General features: G+C 64.4%; 16 protein-coding genes. 10 read left to right on the forward strand and 6 right to left on the reverse strand.

From position 1 onward, the window contains the following. The first annotated feature begins 2 nt into the window (after positions 1 to 2). From ftsW to lpxC, 8 genes are all read left to right on the forward strand, one after another. A complete protein-coding gene (gene ftsW, locus ACVWWJ_RS04170; RefSeq protein WP_456966876.1) occupies positions 3 to 1226 on the forward strand; it encodes a putative lipid II flippase FtsW in 1224 nt (407 codons plus the stop codon). Then, the gene (gene murG, locus ACVWWJ_RS04175) at positions 1223 to 2320 is read left to right on the forward strand and encodes an undecaprenyldiphospho-muramoylpentapeptide beta-N-acetylglucosaminyltransferase (protein ID WP_456966878.1); all 1098 of its coding nucleotides are present in this window, start codon (positions 1223 to 1225) and stop codon (positions 2318 to 2320) included. Before ftsW ends, murG begins: the two co-directional genes overlap by 4 nt. Next, positions 2317 to 3756 carry a UDP-N-acetylmuramate--L-alanine ligase gene (gene murC, locus ACVWWJ_RS04180; protein ID WP_456966879.1) on the forward strand — a complete coding sequence of 480 codons (1440 nt, stop codon included), beginning with the start codon at positions 2317 to 2319 and terminating at the stop codon, positions 3754 to 3756. The genes murG and murC overlap by 4 nt, the downstream gene beginning before the upstream one ends. After that, positions 3756 to 4730: a D-alanine--D-alanine ligase gene (locus ACVWWJ_RS04185; protein WP_456966880.1), complete on the forward strand. Its 975-nt coding sequence runs from the start codon at positions 3756 to 3758 to the stop codon at positions 4728 to 4730. Before murC ends, ACVWWJ_RS04185 begins: the two co-directional genes overlap by 1 nt. Then, positions 4727 to 5467, forward strand: coding sequence for a cell division protein FtsQ/DivIB (locus ACVWWJ_RS04190; RefSeq protein ID WP_159890696.1), 741 nt, complete (start codon positions 4727 to 4729; stop codon positions 5465 to 5467). The genes ACVWWJ_RS04185 and ACVWWJ_RS04190 overlap by 4 nt, the downstream gene beginning before the upstream one ends. A gap of 8 nt (positions 5468 to 5475) precedes the next feature. Further along, positions 5476 to 6711 (forward strand): cell division protein FtsA, encoded by a 1236-nt coding sequence (gene ftsA / locus ACVWWJ_RS04195; RefSeq protein WP_159890694.1) that lies wholly within the window; start codon positions 5476 to 5478, stop codon positions 6709 to 6711. 132 nt (positions 6712 to 6843) lie between these two features. Then, on the forward strand, positions 6844 to 8028 hold the full coding sequence (ftsZ, locus tag ACVWWJ_RS04200; RefSeq protein WP_159890692.1) for a cell division protein FtsZ: 1185 nt from the start codon (positions 6844 to 6846) through the stop codon (positions 8026 to 8028). A gap of 319 nt (positions 8029 to 8347) precedes the next feature. Further along, positions 8348 to 9259, forward strand: a complete 912-nt coding sequence (lpxC, locus tag ACVWWJ_RS04205; protein WP_107909920.1) for a UDP-3-O-acyl-N-acetylglucosamine deacetylase — start codon at positions 8348 to 8350, stop codon at positions 9257 to 9259. A gap of 233 nt (positions 9260 to 9492) precedes the next feature. Here lpxC and ACVWWJ_RS04210 read toward each other — a convergent pair whose 3' ends face one another. Beyond that, complete coding sequence (locus ACVWWJ_RS04210; protein ID WP_159890690.1) at positions 9493 to 9951, reverse strand: DUF721 domain-containing protein; 459 nt, start codon at positions 9949 to 9951, stop codon at positions 9493 to 9495. A gap of 109 nt (positions 9952 to 10060) precedes the next feature. Between ACVWWJ_RS04210 and ACVWWJ_RS04215 the strand changes: the two genes are divergently transcribed. Both ACVWWJ_RS04215 and secA read left to right on the forward strand, forming a co-directional pair. Continuing rightward, the gene (locus ACVWWJ_RS04215; RefSeq protein ID WP_456966881.1) at positions 10061 to 10897 is read left to right on the forward strand and encodes a M23 family metallopeptidase; all 837 of its coding nucleotides are present in this window, start codon (positions 10061 to 10063) and stop codon (positions 10895 to 10897) included. A gap of 131 nt (positions 10898 to 11028) precedes the next feature. After that, positions 11029 to 13746 carry a preprotein translocase subunit SecA gene (secA, locus tag ACVWWJ_RS04220; RefSeq protein ID WP_456966882.1) on the forward strand — a complete coding sequence of 906 codons (2718 nt, stop codon included), beginning with the start codon at positions 11029 to 11031 and terminating at the stop codon, positions 13744 to 13746. A gap of 189 nt (positions 13747 to 13935) precedes the next feature. Here the strand turns inward: secA and ACVWWJ_RS04225 are convergent, their stop codons facing one another. The 5 genes from ACVWWJ_RS04225 to ACVWWJ_RS04245 are packed head-to-tail and all read right to left on the reverse strand — an operon-like array spanning position 13936 to position 18450. Beyond that, positions 13936 to 14787, reverse strand: a complete 852-nt coding sequence (locus ACVWWJ_RS04225) for a symmetrical bis(5'-nucleosyl)-tetraphosphatase (protein WP_456966883.1) — start codon at positions 14785 to 14787, stop codon at positions 13936 to 13938. Positions 14788 to 14843: 56 nt separating this feature from the next. Continuing rightward, on the reverse strand, positions 14844 to 15227 hold the full coding sequence (gene apaG / locus ACVWWJ_RS04230; RefSeq protein ID WP_159890683.1) for a Co2+/Mg2+ efflux protein ApaG: 384 nt from the start codon (positions 15225 to 15227) through the stop codon (positions 14844 to 14846). 53 nt (positions 15228 to 15280) lie between these two features. Then, a complete protein-coding gene (gene rsmA / locus ACVWWJ_RS04235; RefSeq protein WP_159890681.1) occupies positions 15281 to 16060 on the reverse strand; it encodes a 16S rRNA (adenine(1518)-N(6)/adenine(1519)-N(6))-dimethyltransferase RsmA in 780 nt (259 codons plus the stop codon). Next, positions 16057 to 17052: a 4-hydroxythreonine-4-phosphate dehydrogenase PdxA gene (pdxA, locus tag ACVWWJ_RS04240; protein ID WP_456966884.1), complete on the reverse strand. Its 996-nt coding sequence runs from the start codon at positions 17050 to 17052 to the stop codon at positions 16057 to 16059. The genes rsmA and pdxA overlap by 4 nt, the downstream gene beginning before the upstream one ends. A 6-nt stretch (positions 17053 to 17058) precedes the next feature. After that, entirely contained in the window at positions 17059 to 18450 is a 1392-nt protein-coding gene (locus ACVWWJ_RS04245) for a peptidylprolyl isomerase (protein ID WP_456966885.1), read from the reverse strand. Positions 18451 to 18471 lie beyond the last annotated feature (21 nt).

Here is an 18471-nt window from a genome sequence, read left to right on the forward strand (position 1 = left end):
TCATGTTTGGCCTCGGCACAAAACAGGCGCAACGCCGGCAGGGTCCGCGGGGGAGTTTCGACCTCCCGTTGCTCCTGGCTGCGCTCGCGCTCGCCGCGATGGGCGTGGTGATGGTCACCTCCGCCTCGATCGCCGTGGCCGACGGTTCGCACCAGGGTGCCTTTTACTACCTCAAGCGCCATCTGGTGTTCCTGTTCCTCGGCGCCTGCTTCGCCGGTGCGGCGATGCGCACGGAGCTGAAAACCCTCGAGAAGCACAGCTTCCTGCTCCTGCTGTTCGGCATCATCATGCTGCTGATGGTGTTCCTGCCTGTGTTCGGCATGCGCATCAACGGTGCGCGCCGTTGGGTGAACCTGCTGGTGACGAGCTTCCAGCCTGTCGAGGCGGTCAAGCTCATCCTCGTCGCGTATCTGGCCAGCTACCTGGTCCGCCATCGCGAAGGCGTGGAGTACGAACTGTTCGGCGTGGTTAAGCCGGTCGGTGTGGCGGGCCTCATCGTGCTTCTCCTGCTTGCCCAGCCAGACTTCGGCTCGGCTGCACTGGTCGTCGCCACGACGGTGGGCATGGTCTGGCTGGCCGGTGCACGCATGCGCAACCTGCTGGTACTGGCCACACCGCTGGTCCCTGCGCTGATCTATGCAGCAACGGCTGAGGACTACCGCATCAAGCGCCTCACCTCCTTCCTCGATCCGTGGAAGGATCCGTACAACGATGGCTTCCAGCTGACCCAGGCCTTGATCGCCGTGGGTCGCGGCGAGTGGACGGGCGTGGGTCTCGGTTCGAGCGTGCAGAAACTGTTCTACCTGCCTGAAGCACACACCGACTTCATTCTTGCCGTGCTCGCCGAGGAGCTCGGCCTGGCAGGCATCGTCCTGGTCATTTTCCTTTATGTCGTGCTGATTGGCCGTGGCCTGTACATCGGCCTGAAAGGCGTCGAGCTCGGCCACCGCTTCTCGGGCTATGTCGCCTATGGCATCTCGCTGATGATGGGCTTCCAGGCCATGGTCTCGATCGGCGTGAACCTGGGCGTGCTGCCGACCAAGGGCCTCACCCTGCCGCTGATCAGCTCGGGCGGCTCGTCCGTCCTGATGACCTGCGCCATGGTCGGTGTGCTCCTGCGTGCCACCTTCGAGATCAACCGCGCCGAAGACGCTCGCCAGTCTGCCGTGCGCATGCCCGCCAATGCCGTGCCGGATTCGTCCGCGCCGCTCGGAGGGATGGCATGAGCGCTCCCGTGCTGATCATGGCCGGTGGTACCGGTGGACACATCTTCCCGGGTCTCGCAGTGGCTGACGAACTGCGCTCGCGCGGCGTGCCCGTCGCGTGGCTCGGCGCCGAAGGTGGCATGGAGACGCGCGTGGTGCCGGCGCACGGCTTCGACCTGCATACCGTCGCCGTTGGCGGTCTGCGTGGCAAGGGCCTGGCGACACGCGTGATGGCGCCACTGATGCTTGCCCGCGCACTGTTCGCTTCGCTGAAGGTGTTGCGCAAGCTGCGTCCGCGCTGCGTGCTGTCGATGGGCGGCTATGTGGCGGGTCCTGCCGGCGTCGCCGCGCGGCTGGCCGGTATCCCCCTGGTCGTGCACGAACAGAATGCGGTCGCCGGCTTTACCAATCGCAAGCTCGCTCCGTTCGCCAAGAAGGTGCTTACGGGTTTCCCGAACGTCCTGCCCAACGGCGAGTGGGTCGGCAATCCGGTTCGCGCGCGCATCGCTGCGCTGCCGACGCCCGACCAGCGCCTCGCAGGCCGCGAAGGTCGTCCGCGCCTGCTGGTGCTCGGCGGCAGCCTCGGCGCGCGCACGTTGAACCTCGCGCTGCCCAAGGCGCTGGCCTTCATGCGTAGCACGCCCGACCTTGCCGCCGGCGAGCCGGAGGTCGTGCACCAGACGGGTGAGCGTGGTCTCGAAGAGGCGCGCGCCGCCTACGCCTCCGCCGGCATCACGAACGCCAACGTCGTGCCCTTCATCGAAGACATGGCCGGCGCCTATGAGTGGGCCGATGTCGCCGTCTGTCGGGCTGGTGCCCTGACGGTAGCCGAGCTCTGCGCGGCCGGCCTCGAAGCCTTGCTGGTCCCCTTCCCGCATGCCGTCGACGATCACCAGACGGTGAACGCGCGTGCCATGGTCGACGTCGGTGGCGCGTTGCTGCTGGCCGATGCCGTGGCCGCTTCGTCCGACGGACACGAGAAGATCGCCCTGCTCCTGTCGCGCATGCTGCACGACAGGCAGCACATCCTTTCCGCGGCCAGTGCGTCCCGTACGCTGGCCAAGCCCGACGCAGCAGCAACGATTGCACGTCACTGCATGGAGGTTTCCGCATGACGCCCGGTCGTTTGCGCGCCCACGACGATTTCATGACCTCGTTCCGCCGTGTCCATTTCATCGGCGTCGGCGGCGTCGGCATGAGTGGTATCGCCGAGGTACTGAAGAATCTCGGTTACAGCGTCTCCGGTTCCGACCGCGCGCCGTCGCCGACCACCGAGCGGCTGGCCAGGCTTGGCGTGGAAGTGCATATCGGCCACAACGCCTCGAACATCGACGGCGCGGACGTGATCGTCACCTCGAGTGCCATCCGCCAGGACAACCCGGAGATCGTCGCAGCCCAGGCCGCACGCGTGCCGATGGTCCCCCGCGCGGAAATGCTTGGCGAACTGATGCGCTTCCGTCGTGGCATCGCCATCGCGGGTACGCACGGCAAGACCACCACCACCAGCCTTGTCGCCAGCGTGCTTGCCGAGGCCGACTACGATCCGACCTTCGTCATCGGCGGACAGCTCAACGCCGCGGGCGCGAACGCTCGCCTGGGCACGGGGCAGTACCTGGTCGCCGAGGCGGACGAGTCCGACGGCTCGTTCCTCATGCTTTCGCCGGTGATGGCGGTCGTGACGAATATCGACGCCGATCACCTGGAGAACTACAACGGCGACTTCGCCCAGGTGAAGAAAGCCTTCCGCGACTTCCTGCACCGCCTGCCATTTTACGGCATGGCCGTGCTGTGTATCGACGACGAGGAAACGGCCCTGCTCGCACAGGACACCTCGCGTCGCATGCTCACCTACGCGATCGACAAGCCGGGTGCCGACGTCACCGCGACGAACGTGCGCCAGATCGGCTTCGAAATGCACTTCGACCTGCACCTGCCCGGCATGGCCGGTACGTTGCCGGTCACGCTCAACCTGCCGGGCCGGCACAACGTGCAGAACGCCCTCGCGGCCGCGGCCGTGGGCTGGCAACTCGGCGTCGAGGCCGAGGCGATCGCTCGTGCGCTGGCACGTTTCGCAGGCGTCGGTCGTCGTTTCCATCGTCGCGGGGAAGTCGAGCTCGACAGTGGCAAGGCCCTGCTGGTCGACGACTACGGCCACCATCCGCGTGAACTCGCCGCCGTGTTCGCTGCTGCACGCGGCGGGTGGCCGGATCGTCGCCTCGTGGTCGCTTTCCAGCCGCACCGCTACAGCCGCACGCGCGATCTTCTCGACGACTTCGCCAACGTGCTTGCCGAGGTCGATGTGCTGGTCCTGACCGAGGTCTATGCCGCCGGCGAGACACCGATTGCCGGCGCCGACGGCAAGGCCCTGGCACGTGCCATTCGCGCACGTGGCAAGACCGACCCCGTGCTGGTCGACCACCCGCGCGACCTGCGCGGCACGCTTTCCGCGCTGGTACGCGACAACGACCTGATCATGCTGCTCGGCGCCGGCGACATCGGTGCGGCGGCTGTCGAGCTGGGTAATGCCGGCCACCTGAGGACGAACAAGTAATGGATGACACACGTTTCCGCCGCCTGATCACGGATGCCGCCGACTTCGGTCGGGTAGCCGTCGTGATGGGCGGCAATTCGGCCGAACGCGAGGTCTCGCTCAATTCCGGGCGCGGCGTACTCGAGGCGTTGCGCTCTCGTGGCGTCGACGCGCATGCGATCGACGGTATTCCGGCCCTGCTCGATGCCGTGCGCGCGGGACATTTCGCGCGCGTGTTCAACATTCTTCACGGTGCCGGCGGCGAGAACGGCGAACTCCAGGGGGCACTGCAGTCGCTTGGCGTTCCTTACACCGGCTCGGGTGTGCTCGGCTCCGCGCTGTCACTGGACAAGATCCGCGCCAAGCAGGTCTGGATCGCTCTTGGCTTGCCCACGCCGAAGTTCCGCGCCTTGCCGCGCGGTGCTGACGTGCACGCTGCGGCCCGCGAGGTCGGTTTCCCTCTGATCGTGAAACCCGCATGGGAAGGGTCAAGCGTCGGCGTGACTCGCGTCTTCAACGACGCTGGGCTGGATGCAGCCGTGGCGCTTGCGCATCAGTATGCCGGCGACATGCTGATGGAGACCCTGATCGAGGGCGAAGGCAACGAAGGTGGCGAATTCACGGTCGGTATTCTCGGCCGCGAAGTGCTCCCGACGATCAAGATCGTGCCCAAGGGCGAGTACTACGACTTCAACGCCAAGTACATCGCCGAGGACACGCAATACATCGTTCCCGGCCTGTCCGGCGCCGCCGAGGACGAGATGCGCAGCCTCGCGCTCACGGCCTTCGACGCGCTCGACTGCTTCGGTTGGGGCCGGGTGGACGTGATGCGCGACCGCCATGGCAAGAACTGGCTGCTCGAGGTGAACACCGCGCCGGGCATGACTTCGCATTCGCTGGTGCCGAAAGCCGCTGCCGTCGCCGGGCTGGATTATCCCTCCCTGTGCTGGCGCGTTCTGGAAACGTCCATGGAACGGGAGGGCACGAAGGGATGAAGGGAGCCGCCGCCACGCGGATCGTCGCCTGGGGTATCGCCATTACATTGGTGGTACTTCCCGTGGTCGGCGTGATGCAGGGCTGGTTCGCCGCCGGTCGCTGGCCGGTGACGAACATCAAGGTCGAAGCGGAGTTCGCGCACGTCAGTGCCGAACAGATCCGCAGTGCCGTGCTGCCCCGGCTTGGCAAGGGTTTCTTCGCGACCGATCTCGAAGACGTGCGTCACGCCATCGGCTCGCTGCCCTGGGTGGAGTCGGTCGAAGTGCGCAAGCGCTGGCCCGACACGCTGCTGGTGCGTATCTACGAGCGCCAGCCGTTCGCGCGCTGGAACGAGGATCGCCTCATCAGCCGCCAGGGTCTGGTTTTCGATGCGCCGGGCGCGGACCAGATGGGCGACCTGCCACGCCTTCGCGGCCCCGACTCGCGCCTCGCCGAAGTAGTGAGTTTTTACGCGCAGGCTCACAAGGCCTTCGAGGGCAGGGCACAGCTCGCCATCGTCGGTGTGAGCCTGAGCGAACGAGGTAGCTGGAGCGTCACGACGGAAAGCGGTGCCGAGATCGTCATTGGCGATCGCGACCAGGCCGATCGTCGTCTTGCCCGCTTCCTCGATGTTTACCCCCAACTTGTCGCCGGTCGGCGTGGCGGTTTCGCCTATGCCGACCTTCGTTACACCAACGGATTCGCCATCCGGTGGCCGGAATCGGAAACCACGGCCACACCCAAGGTCGGAAGCTGAGCTAAACCATGAGAAACAAGAACGACAAACAGCTCGTCGTCGGCCTCGACATCGGAACGTCGAAGGTCGTCGCGATCGTCGGCGAATACGAGCCGGGCGAACCGATCGAGATCATCGGCATCGGCACCCATGTGTCGCGCGGCATGAAGCGCGGCTCGGTGGTCGATATCGAATCGACGGTCCACTCGATCCAGCGCGCCGTCGAAGAGGCCGAGCTGATGGCCGGCTGCGACATCCGCTCGGTCTACGCCTCGATTTCAGGTAGCCATCTGGAAACGCGCAACTCGCACGGTACCGCGGCCATCCGCGACCGTGAGGTCATGGCAGCCGATCTGGAACAGGTGCTCGAGGCCGCCAGCGCAGTCGCCATTCCCGCCGATCGCAAGGTGCTCTACAAGGAGTCGCAGGAATACCGCATCGACGGACAGGACGGCATTCGCCATCCGGTGGGCATGAGTGGCGTTCGCCTGGAGGCCAGCGTGCACCTGGTCACCGGCGCGGCCAGCGCGGTGCAGAACATCTCCAAGTGCATCCAGCGTTGCGGCCTGTCGGTCGACGAGCTGGTGCCCTCGGCGGTAGCCAGCGCGAAGGCCGTGCTGACCGAAGACGAACTGGAACTCGGTGTGTGCCTGGTCGATATCGGTGCGGGCACGACCGACATCGCCATCTACACGCAGGGCGCGATCCGCTACACCAAGTCGCTGCCGGTCGGCGGTGACCAGGTCACCAACGACATCGCGTACGGCGTGCACACACCGACCGCTCACGCGGAAGAGATCAAGATCAAATACGCGTGTGCGCTCGCCCAGCTTGCGCACGCGGAAGAAACGATCCAGGTGCCGAGTGTCGGCGATCGTCCGCCGCGTCGTCTCGCCCGGCAGGCGCTCGCGCAATCGGTGCAGGCGCGCTACGAGGAAATCTTCGAGATGGTGCAGGACGAACTGCGCCGCTCGGGTTACGAGAGCCTCGTCGCCGCTGGCATCGTGTTGACTGGCGGCGCGTCGCGCATGGAAGGCGCGCTCGAGCTGGCCGAAGAAATCTTCCACAAGATGGTCCGCATCGGCGTGCCCCAGCACGTGTCGGGCCTGGGCGATGTCGTTTCCAGCGAGTTGCATTCGACCGGCGTGGGCCTGCTCCTTCATGGCTCGCGGTCGACTGGCGCCTCGCGTAACACGAGTTCCGCCGTCGGTAACGTCGGCAACGTGGTCGAGAAGTTCCGAAGCTGGTTCACCAAGAATTTCTAAAGCAAGACCGGACTGTCGGTGCCCGATGGAAGGGGGGCGCCGGGGCAAGAGGAAGGCCCGCAACCCATGGTCGACAGGAGTCGGACATGGGACATAAACCATAAAAACTAAAAGTTCTGCGGAGGACGGGAAATGTTTGAACTCATCGAAAAGCTGGCACCGAACGCGGTCATCAAGGTCATCGGCGTGGGCGGCGGCGGCGGTAACGCCGTGGCGCACATGGTCAACTCCAACATCGAAGGCGTCGAGTTCGTCGTCGCCAATACCGACGCGCAGGCCATGAAGAGCTGCAACTCGCGTACGCACCTCCAGCTCGGCGGCAATGTCACCAAGGGCCTGGGCGCGGGCGCCAATCCGGAAGTGGGCCGCCAGGCCGCACTGGAAGATCGCGAGCGCATCGAGGAAATGCTCGAAGGCGCGGACATGGTCTTCATCACTGCCGGCATGGGCGGTGGTACGGGTACCGGCGCGGCGCCGGTCGTCGCCCAGCTTGCCAAGGAAAAGGGCATCCTCACGGTTGCCGTGGTCACCAAGCCTTTCCCGTTCGAGGGCCGCCGCCGCATGCAGGTCGCCCTGAAGGGTATCGAAGACCTGTCGCAGCACGTCGACTCGCTGATCACCGTGCCGAATGAAAAGCTCCTTTCGGTGCTCGGTCGCGAAGTCACCCTGCTCAACGCCTTCAAGGCCGCGAACGACGTCCTCCAGGGCGCAGTGCAGGGCATTGCCGACCTGATCACCGCCCCGGGCCTGATCAACGTCGACTTTGCCGACGTCCGGACCGTCATGAGCGAGATGGGCATGGCCATGATGGGTTCCGGCACCGCTCGCGGTGACGATCGTGCGCAGGCCGCTGCCGAGGCGGCGATCAACAACCCCCTGCTCGAGGACGTGAACCTTGCCGGCGCCTGCGGCATCCTGGTCAACGTCACCGCCGGTCCGAACCTGACCATGCGCGAGTTCGACGAGATCGGCCGCGTGATCCACGATTTCGCCTCGGAAGACGCGACCGTGGTCATCGGCACCTCGCTCGATCCGGACATGCAGGACGACGTCCGCGTGACCGTGGTCGCCACGGGCCTGAATCGTGCGGGCGTGGCCTCGAAGCAGCCGGTGCGTCAGCCGGTCCAGCAGCAGGTCGAAATGCGCCAGCGTCCGCGCCCGGTCGTGCTTCGTACCGGTACCGGCAACGAAGTGGTCGATTACGCGCAGCCTGACGTCGTCGCGTCGACGCGGTCGGAGCCGGCTCCGTCGAAGGGCGCCGAGCCGACGATCGACTACCTGGACATCCCGGCGTTCCTGCGCCGCCAGGCAGATTGATTGCAGCGACATGTGACAAAGGCACGTTAAGGACAACGTGAGGCCGACCCGGCAAGACGCCGGGTTGCCCGACGCTCCGCCGCCGAACCCGTCCGGGTGGCGGAGCGTTGCCGTGTCGGCGGGTGAAATGCAGGAACGTTTTCAAGTACTTGAATGTTCTCAGGTTGAGTCGCAAGCCGAATGAGAATGGTTTGCGCTTGATACTGAAGGGACGGTAAAGCGTGGCTTGACTGTACCGCTTGGTTCGTTTATCCCGAGGTTAAGACTGTGTTAGCCTATTCGCCACTTATGGCTGCTGCCGGCTAAGGTTTGACCCAATATGATTAAGCAGCGCACGCTCAAGAACATCATTCGCGCCACTGGCGTCGGTCTTCATACCGGCGACAAGGTGTATATGACGCTCCGTCCTGCGGCGCCGAACACCGGCATCGTGTTTCGTCGTACCGATCTGAACCCGCCCGTCGAACTGCATTCGCGTCCCGAGAACGTCGGTGATACGCGTCTTTCGACCACGCTGATCAACGGCGACGTTCGCGTGTCGACGGTCGAGCATTTGCTCTCGGCCATGGCGGGTCTGGGTATCGACAATGCCTATGTCGATCTCTCCGCGCCCGAAGTACCCATCATGGATGGCAGCGCCGGCCCGTTCGTGTTCCTTATCCAGTCCGCTGGTATCGAGGAACAGGAAGCCGCCAAACGCTTCATCCGCATCAAGAAGCCGGTCATCGTCCAGGACGGCGACAAGTGGGCGAAGCTCGAGCCGTTCGACGGCTTCAAGGTCGGTTTCTCGGTCGAGTTCGACCACCCCCTGTTCAACAAGCGCAACTCGCAGGCCGAAATGGATTTCTCGACGACATCGTTCGTCAAGGAAGTCAGCCGCGCCCGTACGTTCGGCTTCATGCGTGACATCGAGATGCTCCGCGAGCGGAACCTCACCCTCGGTGGCTCGATGGATAACGCCGTGGTCCTCGACGACTATCGGGTGCTGAACGAAGACGGCCTCCGTTACGACAACGAGTTCGTCAAACACAAGATCCTCGACGCCATCGGCGACATCTACATGCTGGGCCACAGCCTGATCGGCGCGTATTCCGCCCACAAGTCGGGTCACGAGCTCAACAACAAGCTCCTTCGCAGTCTCATGGCCGACGTCACCGCCTGGGAAGAAGTCAGCTTCAAGGATCCGGCCAAGGCGCCGATTTCCTACGCCCAGCCTGCCCACGCAGTCTGAGGCGCGGCCCTCCGGGGCCTCTCGTTAAACCCCGAAAGGCCGCGAGCAGTCGCGGCCTTTTTCGTTGGCAACGTCCCACATTTCGCGACGGTCTGCATCGTGACCGCGGTCACGGCATCGTGAAATTTACGTCCATTTTAGGTGTTCGCCGGGAAGCCGCGTGCTATAAAGTTCGCCGGCCCGGTGGATCCGGTGCTGCTTACGGATCGATCGTTTCGATCGTAAGTGTCGAATTATTCTGGAAAATCGGCCTCGGAGGCCAGCTTCAGGAACAGATCCCGCAACGTGGGGTCGGAGAGCGACGCCGCGGCAGCTCGCAGATGACGGGCAGCCGAGGCGGAAAGCGGTTTATGTCGGTCGGGAATGATTTCCTCGACCGGTAGGGGGGCCACTTTCACGGCAACCGAACTGGCTTTCGTGCCGATGGCGCGAGCGGCCTCGAGGATCTGCGTCTGATAAAGGCGCACCCGCGATGCCCAGGCCGAGGAGGGCGCAAGAAAGACGAGCCGGCCGTCGCGCAGGTCCGCGAAGCGGACGTTATCGCGCAGCGGTACCGGCAGTGTCGCGCGCAGCTGGCGGTCCAACGTGTCGAGTTCGCGGGCCCGTTTGGCCAGCGACGCGACAGGGCCAAACTCCGAAATGGACTTGAGTCCATGAGTGGAGCGGCGGCTCGGTTGGTACGGCGGTGGCATGGACCGGCTTCAACTATTCGATGTGGAACGTATGCAGATCATACTCGTGTCTCGTGGCCGGAAAGGGCCGAAAACGCTGGATCTCACTTGCTTGCGCATGCGCTGCAAGATGACTGCCCTGGCCCTGGCCGGTTTCATCGGTATCGCCGGTGTCGGCGCCGCAGTAGCTCTGGCGGTCGCCAGCCCGAAAACGGTCCAGGCGCAGCCGGGCGACCAGAACGCCCAGGTTGCCCGGATCAAGCGCGACGCCCAGCGCGACCTCGACGCTCTTGCGGTCAAACTTGGCCAGCTCCAGGCCCAGTCGGTCCGGCTCAATGCCCTGGGCGAGCGCCTGACCCAGGTGGGCAAGCTCGACGACGGTGAGTTCAACTTCGACGAGGAGCCCGGTCAGGGTGGCCTTGAAGTCTCAGCGGGGGTGGACCCCATTACCTATGCGCAGCCTGAGTCGCTCGGCAAAGGCATTGAGCTGCTGTCCGGCCAGTTCGACGCGCAGCAGGCCCAACTGGAAGCGCTGCGCGACATGCTCATGGACCGCAGCATCGAATCCAGCCTGCGGCCGACCGGTATGCCGGTCAACGGTTACATTTCGTCGTATTTCGGTGGCCGCCCCGACCCGTTCAGCGGTCACAGCGCCCGCCATACCGGCATCGACATCGCCGCGCCGACGGGTACGCCGGTGACTGCGGTCGCTGAAGGCATGGTCACTTTTGCCGGTCAGCGCAGCGGCTATGGCGATGTCGTCGAAATCGACCATGGCAACGGCTATATGACCCGTTACGCCCATAACAGCGCTCTGATCGCGAAGCCGGGCCAGCGTGTCCGGGTCGGGGATGTCATCGCCAAGGCCGGGTCCACGGGCCGGTCGACCGGGTCTCACGTTCATTTCGAGGTCTGGTACCACGATCGCGTCGTGAATCCGCTCGCCTTCGTGAAGAGCCACCGCTGACCGGGCTTGAATCCGGGACCTGCTGCCGCCACCCCGAGGAAAGCCGGGGACGCCCGTAGTATGATCGTCCCTTCGTGCCGGTCGGCTTTACGCCTTCCGGCAGCCCTTTTCGCTTCAGATCCGGATGATCGATGTTCAATCGTGCACTGACGAGTATTTTCGGCAGCCGTAACGAGCGGGTGCTGCGTGACCTCTCCAAGACGGTCAAGCGCATCAACGCCCTCGAGCCGGAATTCGAAAAGCTTTCCGACGACGCGCTGCGTGGCAAGACAGACGACTTCCGTCAGCGTCTCGCTGCCGGCGAGACCCTGGATGCCCTCCTTCCCGAAGCCTTTGCGGTAACGCGTGAGGCGGCCAAGCGCGTGCTGGGCATGCGCCACTACGACGTCCAGATGATCGGCGGCATGGTGCTCCACGGCGGGCGTATCGCCGAAATGCGTACGGGTGAGGGCAAGACCCTCGTCGGTACGCTGCCTGTGTACCTCAACGCGCTGGAAGGAAAGGGTGTTCACGTCGTTACCGTGAACGACTATCTGGCGCGGCGCGACTCGGCGCAGATGGGCCGCCTGTACAACTTCCTCGGCCTGACGGTCGGCGTGGTGTACCCGGGCATGGACCACGCGGACAAGCGCAGCGCTTACCAGTCGGATATCACCTACGGCACGAACAACGAGTTCGGCTTCGACTACCTGCGCGACAACATGGCGCTCAGCAAGGATCAGCGTAACCAGCGCGGCCTGCACTACGCCATCGTCGACGAGGTCGACTCGATCCTCATCGATGAAGCGCGCACCCCGTTGATCATCTCCGGCCCTGCCGAGGATTCCCCGCAGCTCTACATTGCGGTGAACAAAATCGTTCCGGGCCTGAGTCGTCAGGAAAAGGAAGACACCAGCGGCGATTACTTCGTCGACGAGAAGGGCAAGCAGGTCCACATGTCCGAAGAGGGCATGGAGCACGCGGAACAGCTGTTGCGCGAGGCCGGCGTCATCGAGCCGGACAGCGGTCTCTACGATTCGAAGAACCTCGCCGTCGTCCATCACATGAACGCGGCGCTGCGTGCGAACGCGATCTACCAGCGCGATGTCGACTACATCGTCCGCGACGGCGAAGTCATCATCGTCGACGAGTTCACCGGCCGTACGCTGGCGGGTCGCCGTTGGTCCGATGGCCTGCACCAGGCGGTCGAGGCGAAGGAAGGTGTGCCCATCCAGCGCGAGAACCAGACGCTCGCCACGGTCACGTTCCAGAACCTGTTCCGCATGTACAAGAAGCTGGCCGGCATGACCGGCACGGCGGATACGGAAGCCTACGAATTCCAGACCGTCTACGGCCTGGAAGTGGTGGTGATCCCGACACACCAGCCGATGGTCCGCGTGGACAATCCGGACTCCGTGTTCCTCGGCCCGGACGCCAAGTACAAGGCGGTCATCGACGACATCAAGGCCTGCTTCGAACGCGGCCAGCCGGTGCTCGTGGGAACCGCGTCCATCGATGTCTCCGAACTGGTGTCGGGTCTGCTCAAGAAAGAAAAGATCCCGCATGAAGTGCTCAACGCCAAGCAGCATGAGCGCGAAGCGCACATCGTGGCGCAGGCAGGCGCGCCGGGTTCGGTGACGATCGCCACCAACATGGCCGGTCGCGGTACCGACATCGTGCTCGGCGGCAGCCTCGAGGCGCTGCTGGCGACGTTGCCGGAGACAGCCACCGACGCCGATCGCCAGAAAACCCGCGAAGAGTGGAAGAAGCGCCACGATCAGGTGCTCGCCTCGGGCGGCCTGCACATCGTCGGTACCGAGCGCCACGAATCGCGTCGCATCGATAACCAGCTGCGTGGCCGTTCCGGCCGCCAGGGCGATCCGGGTTCCTCGCGGTTCTACCTCTCGCTTCAGGACAACCTGATGCGCATCTTCGGCGGCGAGCGCATTGGCCGTTGGATGCAGATGTTCGGCATGAAGGAGGATGAGGCGCTCGAAGATCGCCTGATCACGCGCCAGATCGAAAAGGTGCAGCGCAAGGTCGAGCAGCACAATTTCGACATCCGCAAGAACCTCCTCGAGTTCGACGACGTCGCCAACGACCAGCGCAAGGTGATCTACGCTCAGCGCGACGAACTCCTCGAGATCGACGATATCTCCGACATGATCGTCGACATCCGTCAGGACGTTGTCGTTGCTCTCGTGCGCAAGTACGTTCCCGCCGACAGCATCGACGACCAGTGGGACATCGCTGGTCTCGATCGCGAACTCGCCAGCGAACTCAACCTTCGCATCGACCTGCCGCAGTGGGTTGAAGGCCAGAAGGATATCGACGCGGAAGCGATCCTCGAACACGTTCGTGCCGCGGTGGACGCGCTGTTCGCCGAAAAGGAAGTGCAGGTCGGTGCGGAAACCATGCGCTCGCTCGAGAAGCACGTGATGCTCTCGGTGGTCGACAACGCGTGGAAGGAGCACCTGGCGAGCATGGACTACCTGCGCCAGGGTATTTACCTGCGCGGTTACGCGCAGAAGCAGCCCAAGCAGGAGTTCAAGCGCGAGTCGTTCGAACTTTTCGGCGAGATGCTCGACCGTATCAAGAGCGAAGTGGTGCAGATGCTTGCGCGAATCCGTATTCGCAGCGAAGACGAAGTCACCGCGATGGAGGCCGAGCAGCAGCGTGCCGTGGAGGGCCAGCGCCTGCAGTTCCAGCATGCCGATGCCCAGCCGTTGGGCGTGGGTGGCGACAATGCGGTAGCAGCCGATCCGGTGATCGCACCGGTGCTCAACGACGGTCCCAAGGTTGGTCGTAACGATCCTTGCCCCTGCGGTTCAGGCAAGAAGTACAAGCACTGTCACGGTCAGCTGAGCTGATAACGAAAAACCCGCCGAGAGGCGGGTTTTTTTTGTGGACTCTTCCAGCGCTTCTACTTTTCGAGCGCTTCTACTTTTCGAGCGCTTCTACTGTGGGAGCCGGCTTTGCCGGCGATGGCTTTCGGCTACACCGCTTCGTTGGCTTTTCGCCGCTGAAGCGGCTCCCACATTTTTCTATCAATTCTTCTATCAGTCCCCGCCGCCCTTGGGCTTCTGGCGGTAAGGCTCGGCATCCACCGTGATGTATCCCGGCTCAGGGGTATCCAGGCGCAGCGCAGTGAGCTGGCCGCCCCATACGCAGCCGGTGTCGATGGCATAGATGCCAAGGCCGGCGAAGCGGCCCAGCGCCGACCAGTGACCACAGACGATCTTCGTCTCGCGCCTACGCATGCCCGGTACTTCGAACCAGGGATACATGCCCGGCTTCTGCGTGCCCGGCGTGCCCTTGCCTTCGAAATCGATCCGGCCAGTGACGTCGCAATAGCGCATGCGCGTGAGCGTGTTGATCGTGGCGCGATGACGCTCGACACCTTGCAGGCGATTGTTCCAGCCGGGTGGCCGGTTGCCGAACAGGTTCTTCAGCAAACGCTGGTGACGCGGGCCGCCGAGCTCACGTTCGACTTCGAGCGCCGCGCGCTGCGCCTGACGCAACGTCCAGCTCGGCGCAAGGCCGGCGTGGATCATCGTCCAGCCGAGGGTTTCGTCGTGGTGCAGCAGCTTCTGCATGCGCATCCACTCGAGTAGCACCGGTGCGTCGTCAGCAAAGAGGACCTCGCGCAGCTCGGGGTTGACCCGCTGCTGCGCGTCTTCACGACGCTGGCCGATCGCCAGCAAGGACAGGTCGTGGTTGCCGAGCGTGATGATGCTCTGTTCGCGCAGGGAATGAATGAGCCGCAACGTCGCGAGTGACTCGCCGCCACGATTGACCAGGTCGCCGCAAAACCACAGGCGATCGTTCGCCGGGTCAAAGCGAATCTTCTCCAGCAGACGCTGAAGTTCGGGGTAGCAGCCCTGGACGTCGCCGATTGCGTAAACGGCCATCAGTCCTGCTGCTCCTTGGCGCCGTCGCCGGCGTGCACGCTATCCATGAGTCGATCCTAGTGGAGCGTGCGCGGTATCGAAAGCACGAAGGCGGGAATGGGAGCGTCGAATTGCGTGCCGTCATCAGCCACCATGCTGTAGCTGCCTTCCATGGTGCCCACCGCTGTCTCCAGGACGGCACCCGAGGTGTACTCGAACGACTCGCCGGGGCGCATCCACGGCTGTTCGCCGACCACGCCGTCACCACGCACTTCCTCGACCTTGCCGTTCGCATCCTTGATGACCCAATGACGGGTCATCAACTGCGCGCCAGTCTCGCCAGCGTTGCGCAGCGTGATGGTGTAGGCAAAGACGTAACGGTTGTCCGTGGGCTGCGACTGGTCGGGGACGAAACGGGATTCGACCTCCACGTCGATCGTGTAGGGGGTTTTGGAGTTCATGGACCGATTGTCGGGGACGGGGGCAAGGCGGGCAAGTATGCCCGCAAGGACCTTCACATCGCGTTGGCAAGCTTCACGAAGTCGCCGGGGGGAAGGGTTTCCGCGCGGGCGCGCGGATCGATGCCGAGATCCCTGATGGTCGCTTCGTCCACCAGGCCCTTCAGTGTGTTCGAAAGGGTCTTGCGGCGCATGGCGAAGGCGGCCTTCACGATCTTGTAGATGTTGGCCGGGTCGCCCTGCGGGAGCTGTTCCGGCGGCAGGGGCACCAGCCGGACTACGGCTGACTCCACCTTCGGCGGCGGCCGGAAAGCCCCCGGGGGCACGTTGAACAACGGCGTCACCTTGCAGGCAAGCTGGAGCATGACGCTCAACCGGCCATAAACCTTGCTTCCCGGCTCGGCGGCCATGCGGTCGACGACTTCCTTCTGCAGCATGAAATGCATGTCCTGGATCGCCGCGGCGTGCTCGACGCAATGAAAGAGGATCGGGCTGGAGATGTAGTAGGGCAGATTGCCTGCGATCCGGAGTCGCTCGGCCCCGAGTTCACGGGCGAGCGCCGTGAAGTCCACCTTGAGCACATCGGAGTGCACGATTCGCAGCTCGCCGATGGCTGCCGCGCGTTGTTGCAGGCCAGGGATCAGGTCAGTGTCCAGCTCGATCGCCGTCATCCGCTTCGCCACGGCAAGCAATGGCATGGTCATCGCGCCTTCGCCGGGCCCGATCTCGACGACGGTCTCGCCGTCTTTCGGTGCGATGGAGGAGACGATGCGGTCGATGTAGCGCTTATCGTGCAGGAAGTGCTGGCCGAAACTCTTTTTGGGTCGTGCGTTCATACGGCGGCCCGATGGTTGGCGAAGACGATGGCGAGTCGCGTCGCGGCAAACAGGCTCGCCGGGTTCGCGCGGCCCTTGCCGGCGAGATCCAGCGCCGTGCCGTGATCGACGGATGTGCGGATGAAGGGAAGGCCGAGGGTGACATTGACCGTGCTGTCGAAGGCTTCGCTCTTGAGCACGGGCAGGGCCTGGTCGTGGTACATCGCAAGCACGGCGTCGTAGCGCTCGCGCATGGCGGGGACAAAGGCGGTATCCGCCGGAAGGGGGCCGAGCAGGTCCATGCCTTCGCCGCGCAGGCGTTCGAGTAGCGGAATGATCGTCTCGATTTCCTCTCGCCCCATATGCCCGTCTTCGCCCGCGTGCGGATTGAGACCGAGCACGGCAATGCGTGGCCGTTCCAACCCATACAGCGATGTCAGTGAACGGCTGACGATGCGTAACGTCCGCGTCAGCAGCGCTGTCGTGACGGCAGCGGGAACCGCCGATAGCGGCAGGTGGGTCGTCGCCAGCGTGACTCTCAGGTCGGGGCTGGCAAGCATCATCACGACGTCGCTGGCAGCGCGCTCGGCGAAGAACTCGGTGTGTCCGCTGAAAGGCACGCCGGCGTCGTTGATGCTGGATTTCTGCACCGGTCCTGTCACCACGGCGTCGAACTCGCCGTTGAGGCAACCGTCCGCCGCTGCCGCCAGCATCTCCAGCACGTGCGACGCGTTGGCGGGGCTCGGCTGGCCGGGCACGTCACGTTCGCCCAGGGGGACGTGATGCACGCGCACGTGTCCGGCGGCTCTTGCGGTGAGGCGGGAGCCGTCGTCGTCAGTGATGGTGAGATCGATGCCGCAGATCGCGGCGGCCCGCCTGAGGAGGTCGCGATCGGTGATCGCGACAAGATCGGCGGCAAGGTCGCTGGCAGCGAGGCGGGCGACCAGTTCGGGACCGACCCCCGCAGGCTCGCCGGCAGTGACGGCGAGCCTGGGCAGGGTGGTCGCGGTCATGACGGCTTACTGGGCGGCGGGCGCGGCCGAAGCCTGCTTGTCGTCCGGATCCTTGAGCTCAGGCACGAGGATGTTCACGTAGGCCGAAGAGCGCTGTTCGCGCAGGTAGCTTTCATAAGCGGCATCGGCCTTGCGGTTACCGATGGCCTGGCGAGCCTGGTCACGCTGCAACTGGTCGGTCAGATCGCTCTGACGCGTACCCAGGCGCTGAAGGACGATCCAGCCGGCGTCGGTCTGGATGGGGTGCGAGACCTCGTTATCCTTCAGGGCGGCGATCTGGGTGGCGATGGCCTGGCCCCAGGCGTCGGCGGCGAACCAGCCCATGTCACCGCCGTTGTTCGCGGTGGTGTTGTCCTTGGAATCTTCCTTCGCGATCTTGGCGAAGTCTTCCTTCTTGTCGACGACGCGGGTGTAGATGTCCTGCGCCTTCTTCTCGGCCTGCTCCGGCGTGACGATTTCCGACGGTTTGATCAGGATCTGACGGGCGTGATATTCGGTGACGATCTGGCGGCCGGCCTGGCGGGTCTCGACCAGCTTCAGGATATGAAAGCCGGTCGGGCCGCGCAGCGCGGCGGTGTTGTCGCCCGGCTTCAGGCCAGTGACCGCGTCGGCGAAGGCCGGCGGCACTTCGTCGAGCCGGCGCCAGCCAAGGTCGCCGCCGTCGAGGGCGTCAGGGGCGTCGGAATAGCGAATGGCGGCGGCGTTGAAGTCCATGCCGCCCTTGATCGCCTTCAGGGTCTCTTCCGCCTTCGTCTGCGCGGCGGCGATATCGCTGGCGCTGCCATTGGCCGGGGTGCTGATCTGAATATGCGCCAGGTGTACTTCGCCGCCCTTGTAGGTCGGGCTGGCGAGCATGTTGTTGACCTCGGTATCGGTCACGTTGACCTGGTCGCGAACGACGCTTTCGTGCAGCTTCTGCGCGGTGATCTGGTCGGACAGCTGCTGGCGGAAAGCTGCGTAACTGTAACCGTCCTGCTCGACCGCGGCGCGGAGCTGCTCGGGGCTCATCTTGTTCTGCTGGGCGACATTGTTGGCCGCCTGGTCGATATCCTGGTCGGAGACCTTGATGTTCTGCTCGCCCGCCTGCTGCACCTGGATCTTCATCAGGATGAGGCGGTCCAGCACCTGCCGCGCGAGCACGTCGTGCGGCGGCAGTTGCGCGGGATTCGCAGCGTACTGCTTGACGATGGCGGTGGTCGCCTCGTCCAGTTCACTCTGCAGGATGATGTCGTCGTTGACGACCGCCACGATGCGGTCGAGCGGCCCGTTACCGTTGGTACCGGAAGCGCTTCCGCCCTGTGCGGGCTGGGCCGAAGGCATCAGCTGGGCATGGGCGGTAGGGACGACGACCGACGCGACGGCGGCGGCCAGCAGGGAGTACGCAAGAATCTGCTTCATCGAATAGGGAGCCTGGGGCAC

The organism is Luteibacter sp. HA06, assembly GCF_054061215.1.

Coding starts and splice junctions, on each gene's coding strand:
- ftsW (WP_456966876.1), top strand. CDS start 3: ATGTTTGGCCTCGGCACAAAACAGGCGCAACGCCGGCAGGGTCCGCGG.
- murG (WP_456966878.1), top strand. CDS start 1,223: ATGAGCGCTCCCGTGCTGATCATGGCCGGTGGTACCGGTGGACACATC.
- murC (WP_456966879.1), top strand. CDS start 2,317: ATGACGCCCGGTCGTTTGCGCGCCCACGACGATTTCATGACCTCGTTC.
- ACVWWJ_RS04185 (WP_456966880.1), top strand. CDS start 3,756: ATGGATGACACACGTTTCCGCCGCCTGATCACGGATGCCGCCGACTTC.
- ACVWWJ_RS04190 (WP_159890696.1), top strand. CDS start 4,727: ATGAAGGGAGCCGCCGCCACGCGGATCGTCGCCTGGGGTATCGCCATT.
- ftsA (WP_159890694.1), top strand. CDS start 5,476: ATGAGAAACAAGAACGACAAACAGCTCGTCGTCGGCCTCGACATCGGA.
- ftsZ (WP_159890692.1), top strand. CDS start 6,844: ATGTTTGAACTCATCGAAAAGCTGGCACCGAACGCGGTCATCAAGGTC.
- lpxC (WP_107909920.1), top strand. CDS start 8,348: ATGATTAAGCAGCGCACGCTCAAGAACATCATTCGCGCCACTGGCGTC.
- ACVWWJ_RS04210 (WP_159890690.1), bottom strand. CDS start 9,951: ATGCCACCGCCGTACCAACCGAGCCGCCGCTCCACTCATGGACTCAAG.
- ACVWWJ_RS04215 (WP_456966881.1), top strand. CDS start 10,061: ATGACTGCCCTGGCCCTGGCCGGTTTCATCGGTATCGCCGGTGTCGGC.
- secA (WP_456966882.1), top strand. CDS start 11,029: ATGTTCAATCGTGCACTGACGAGTATTTTCGGCAGCCGTAACGAGCGG.
- ACVWWJ_RS04225 (WP_456966883.1), bottom strand. CDS start 14,787: ATGGCCGTTTACGCAATCGGCGACGTCCAGGGCTGCTACCCCGAACTT.
- apaG (WP_159890683.1), bottom strand. CDS start 15,227: ATGAACTCCAAAACCCCCTACACGATCGACGTGGAGGTCGAATCCCGT.
- rsmA (WP_159890681.1), bottom strand. CDS start 16,060: ATGAACGCACGACCCAAAAAGAGTTTCGGCCAGCACTTCCTGCACGAT.
- pdxA (WP_456966884.1), bottom strand. CDS start 17,052: ATGACCGCGACCACCCTGCCCAGGCTCGCCGTCACTGCCGGCGAGCCT.
- ACVWWJ_RS04245 (WP_456966885.1), bottom strand. CDS start 18,450: ATGAAGCAGATTCTTGCGTACTCCCTGCTGGCCGCCGCCGTCGCGTCG.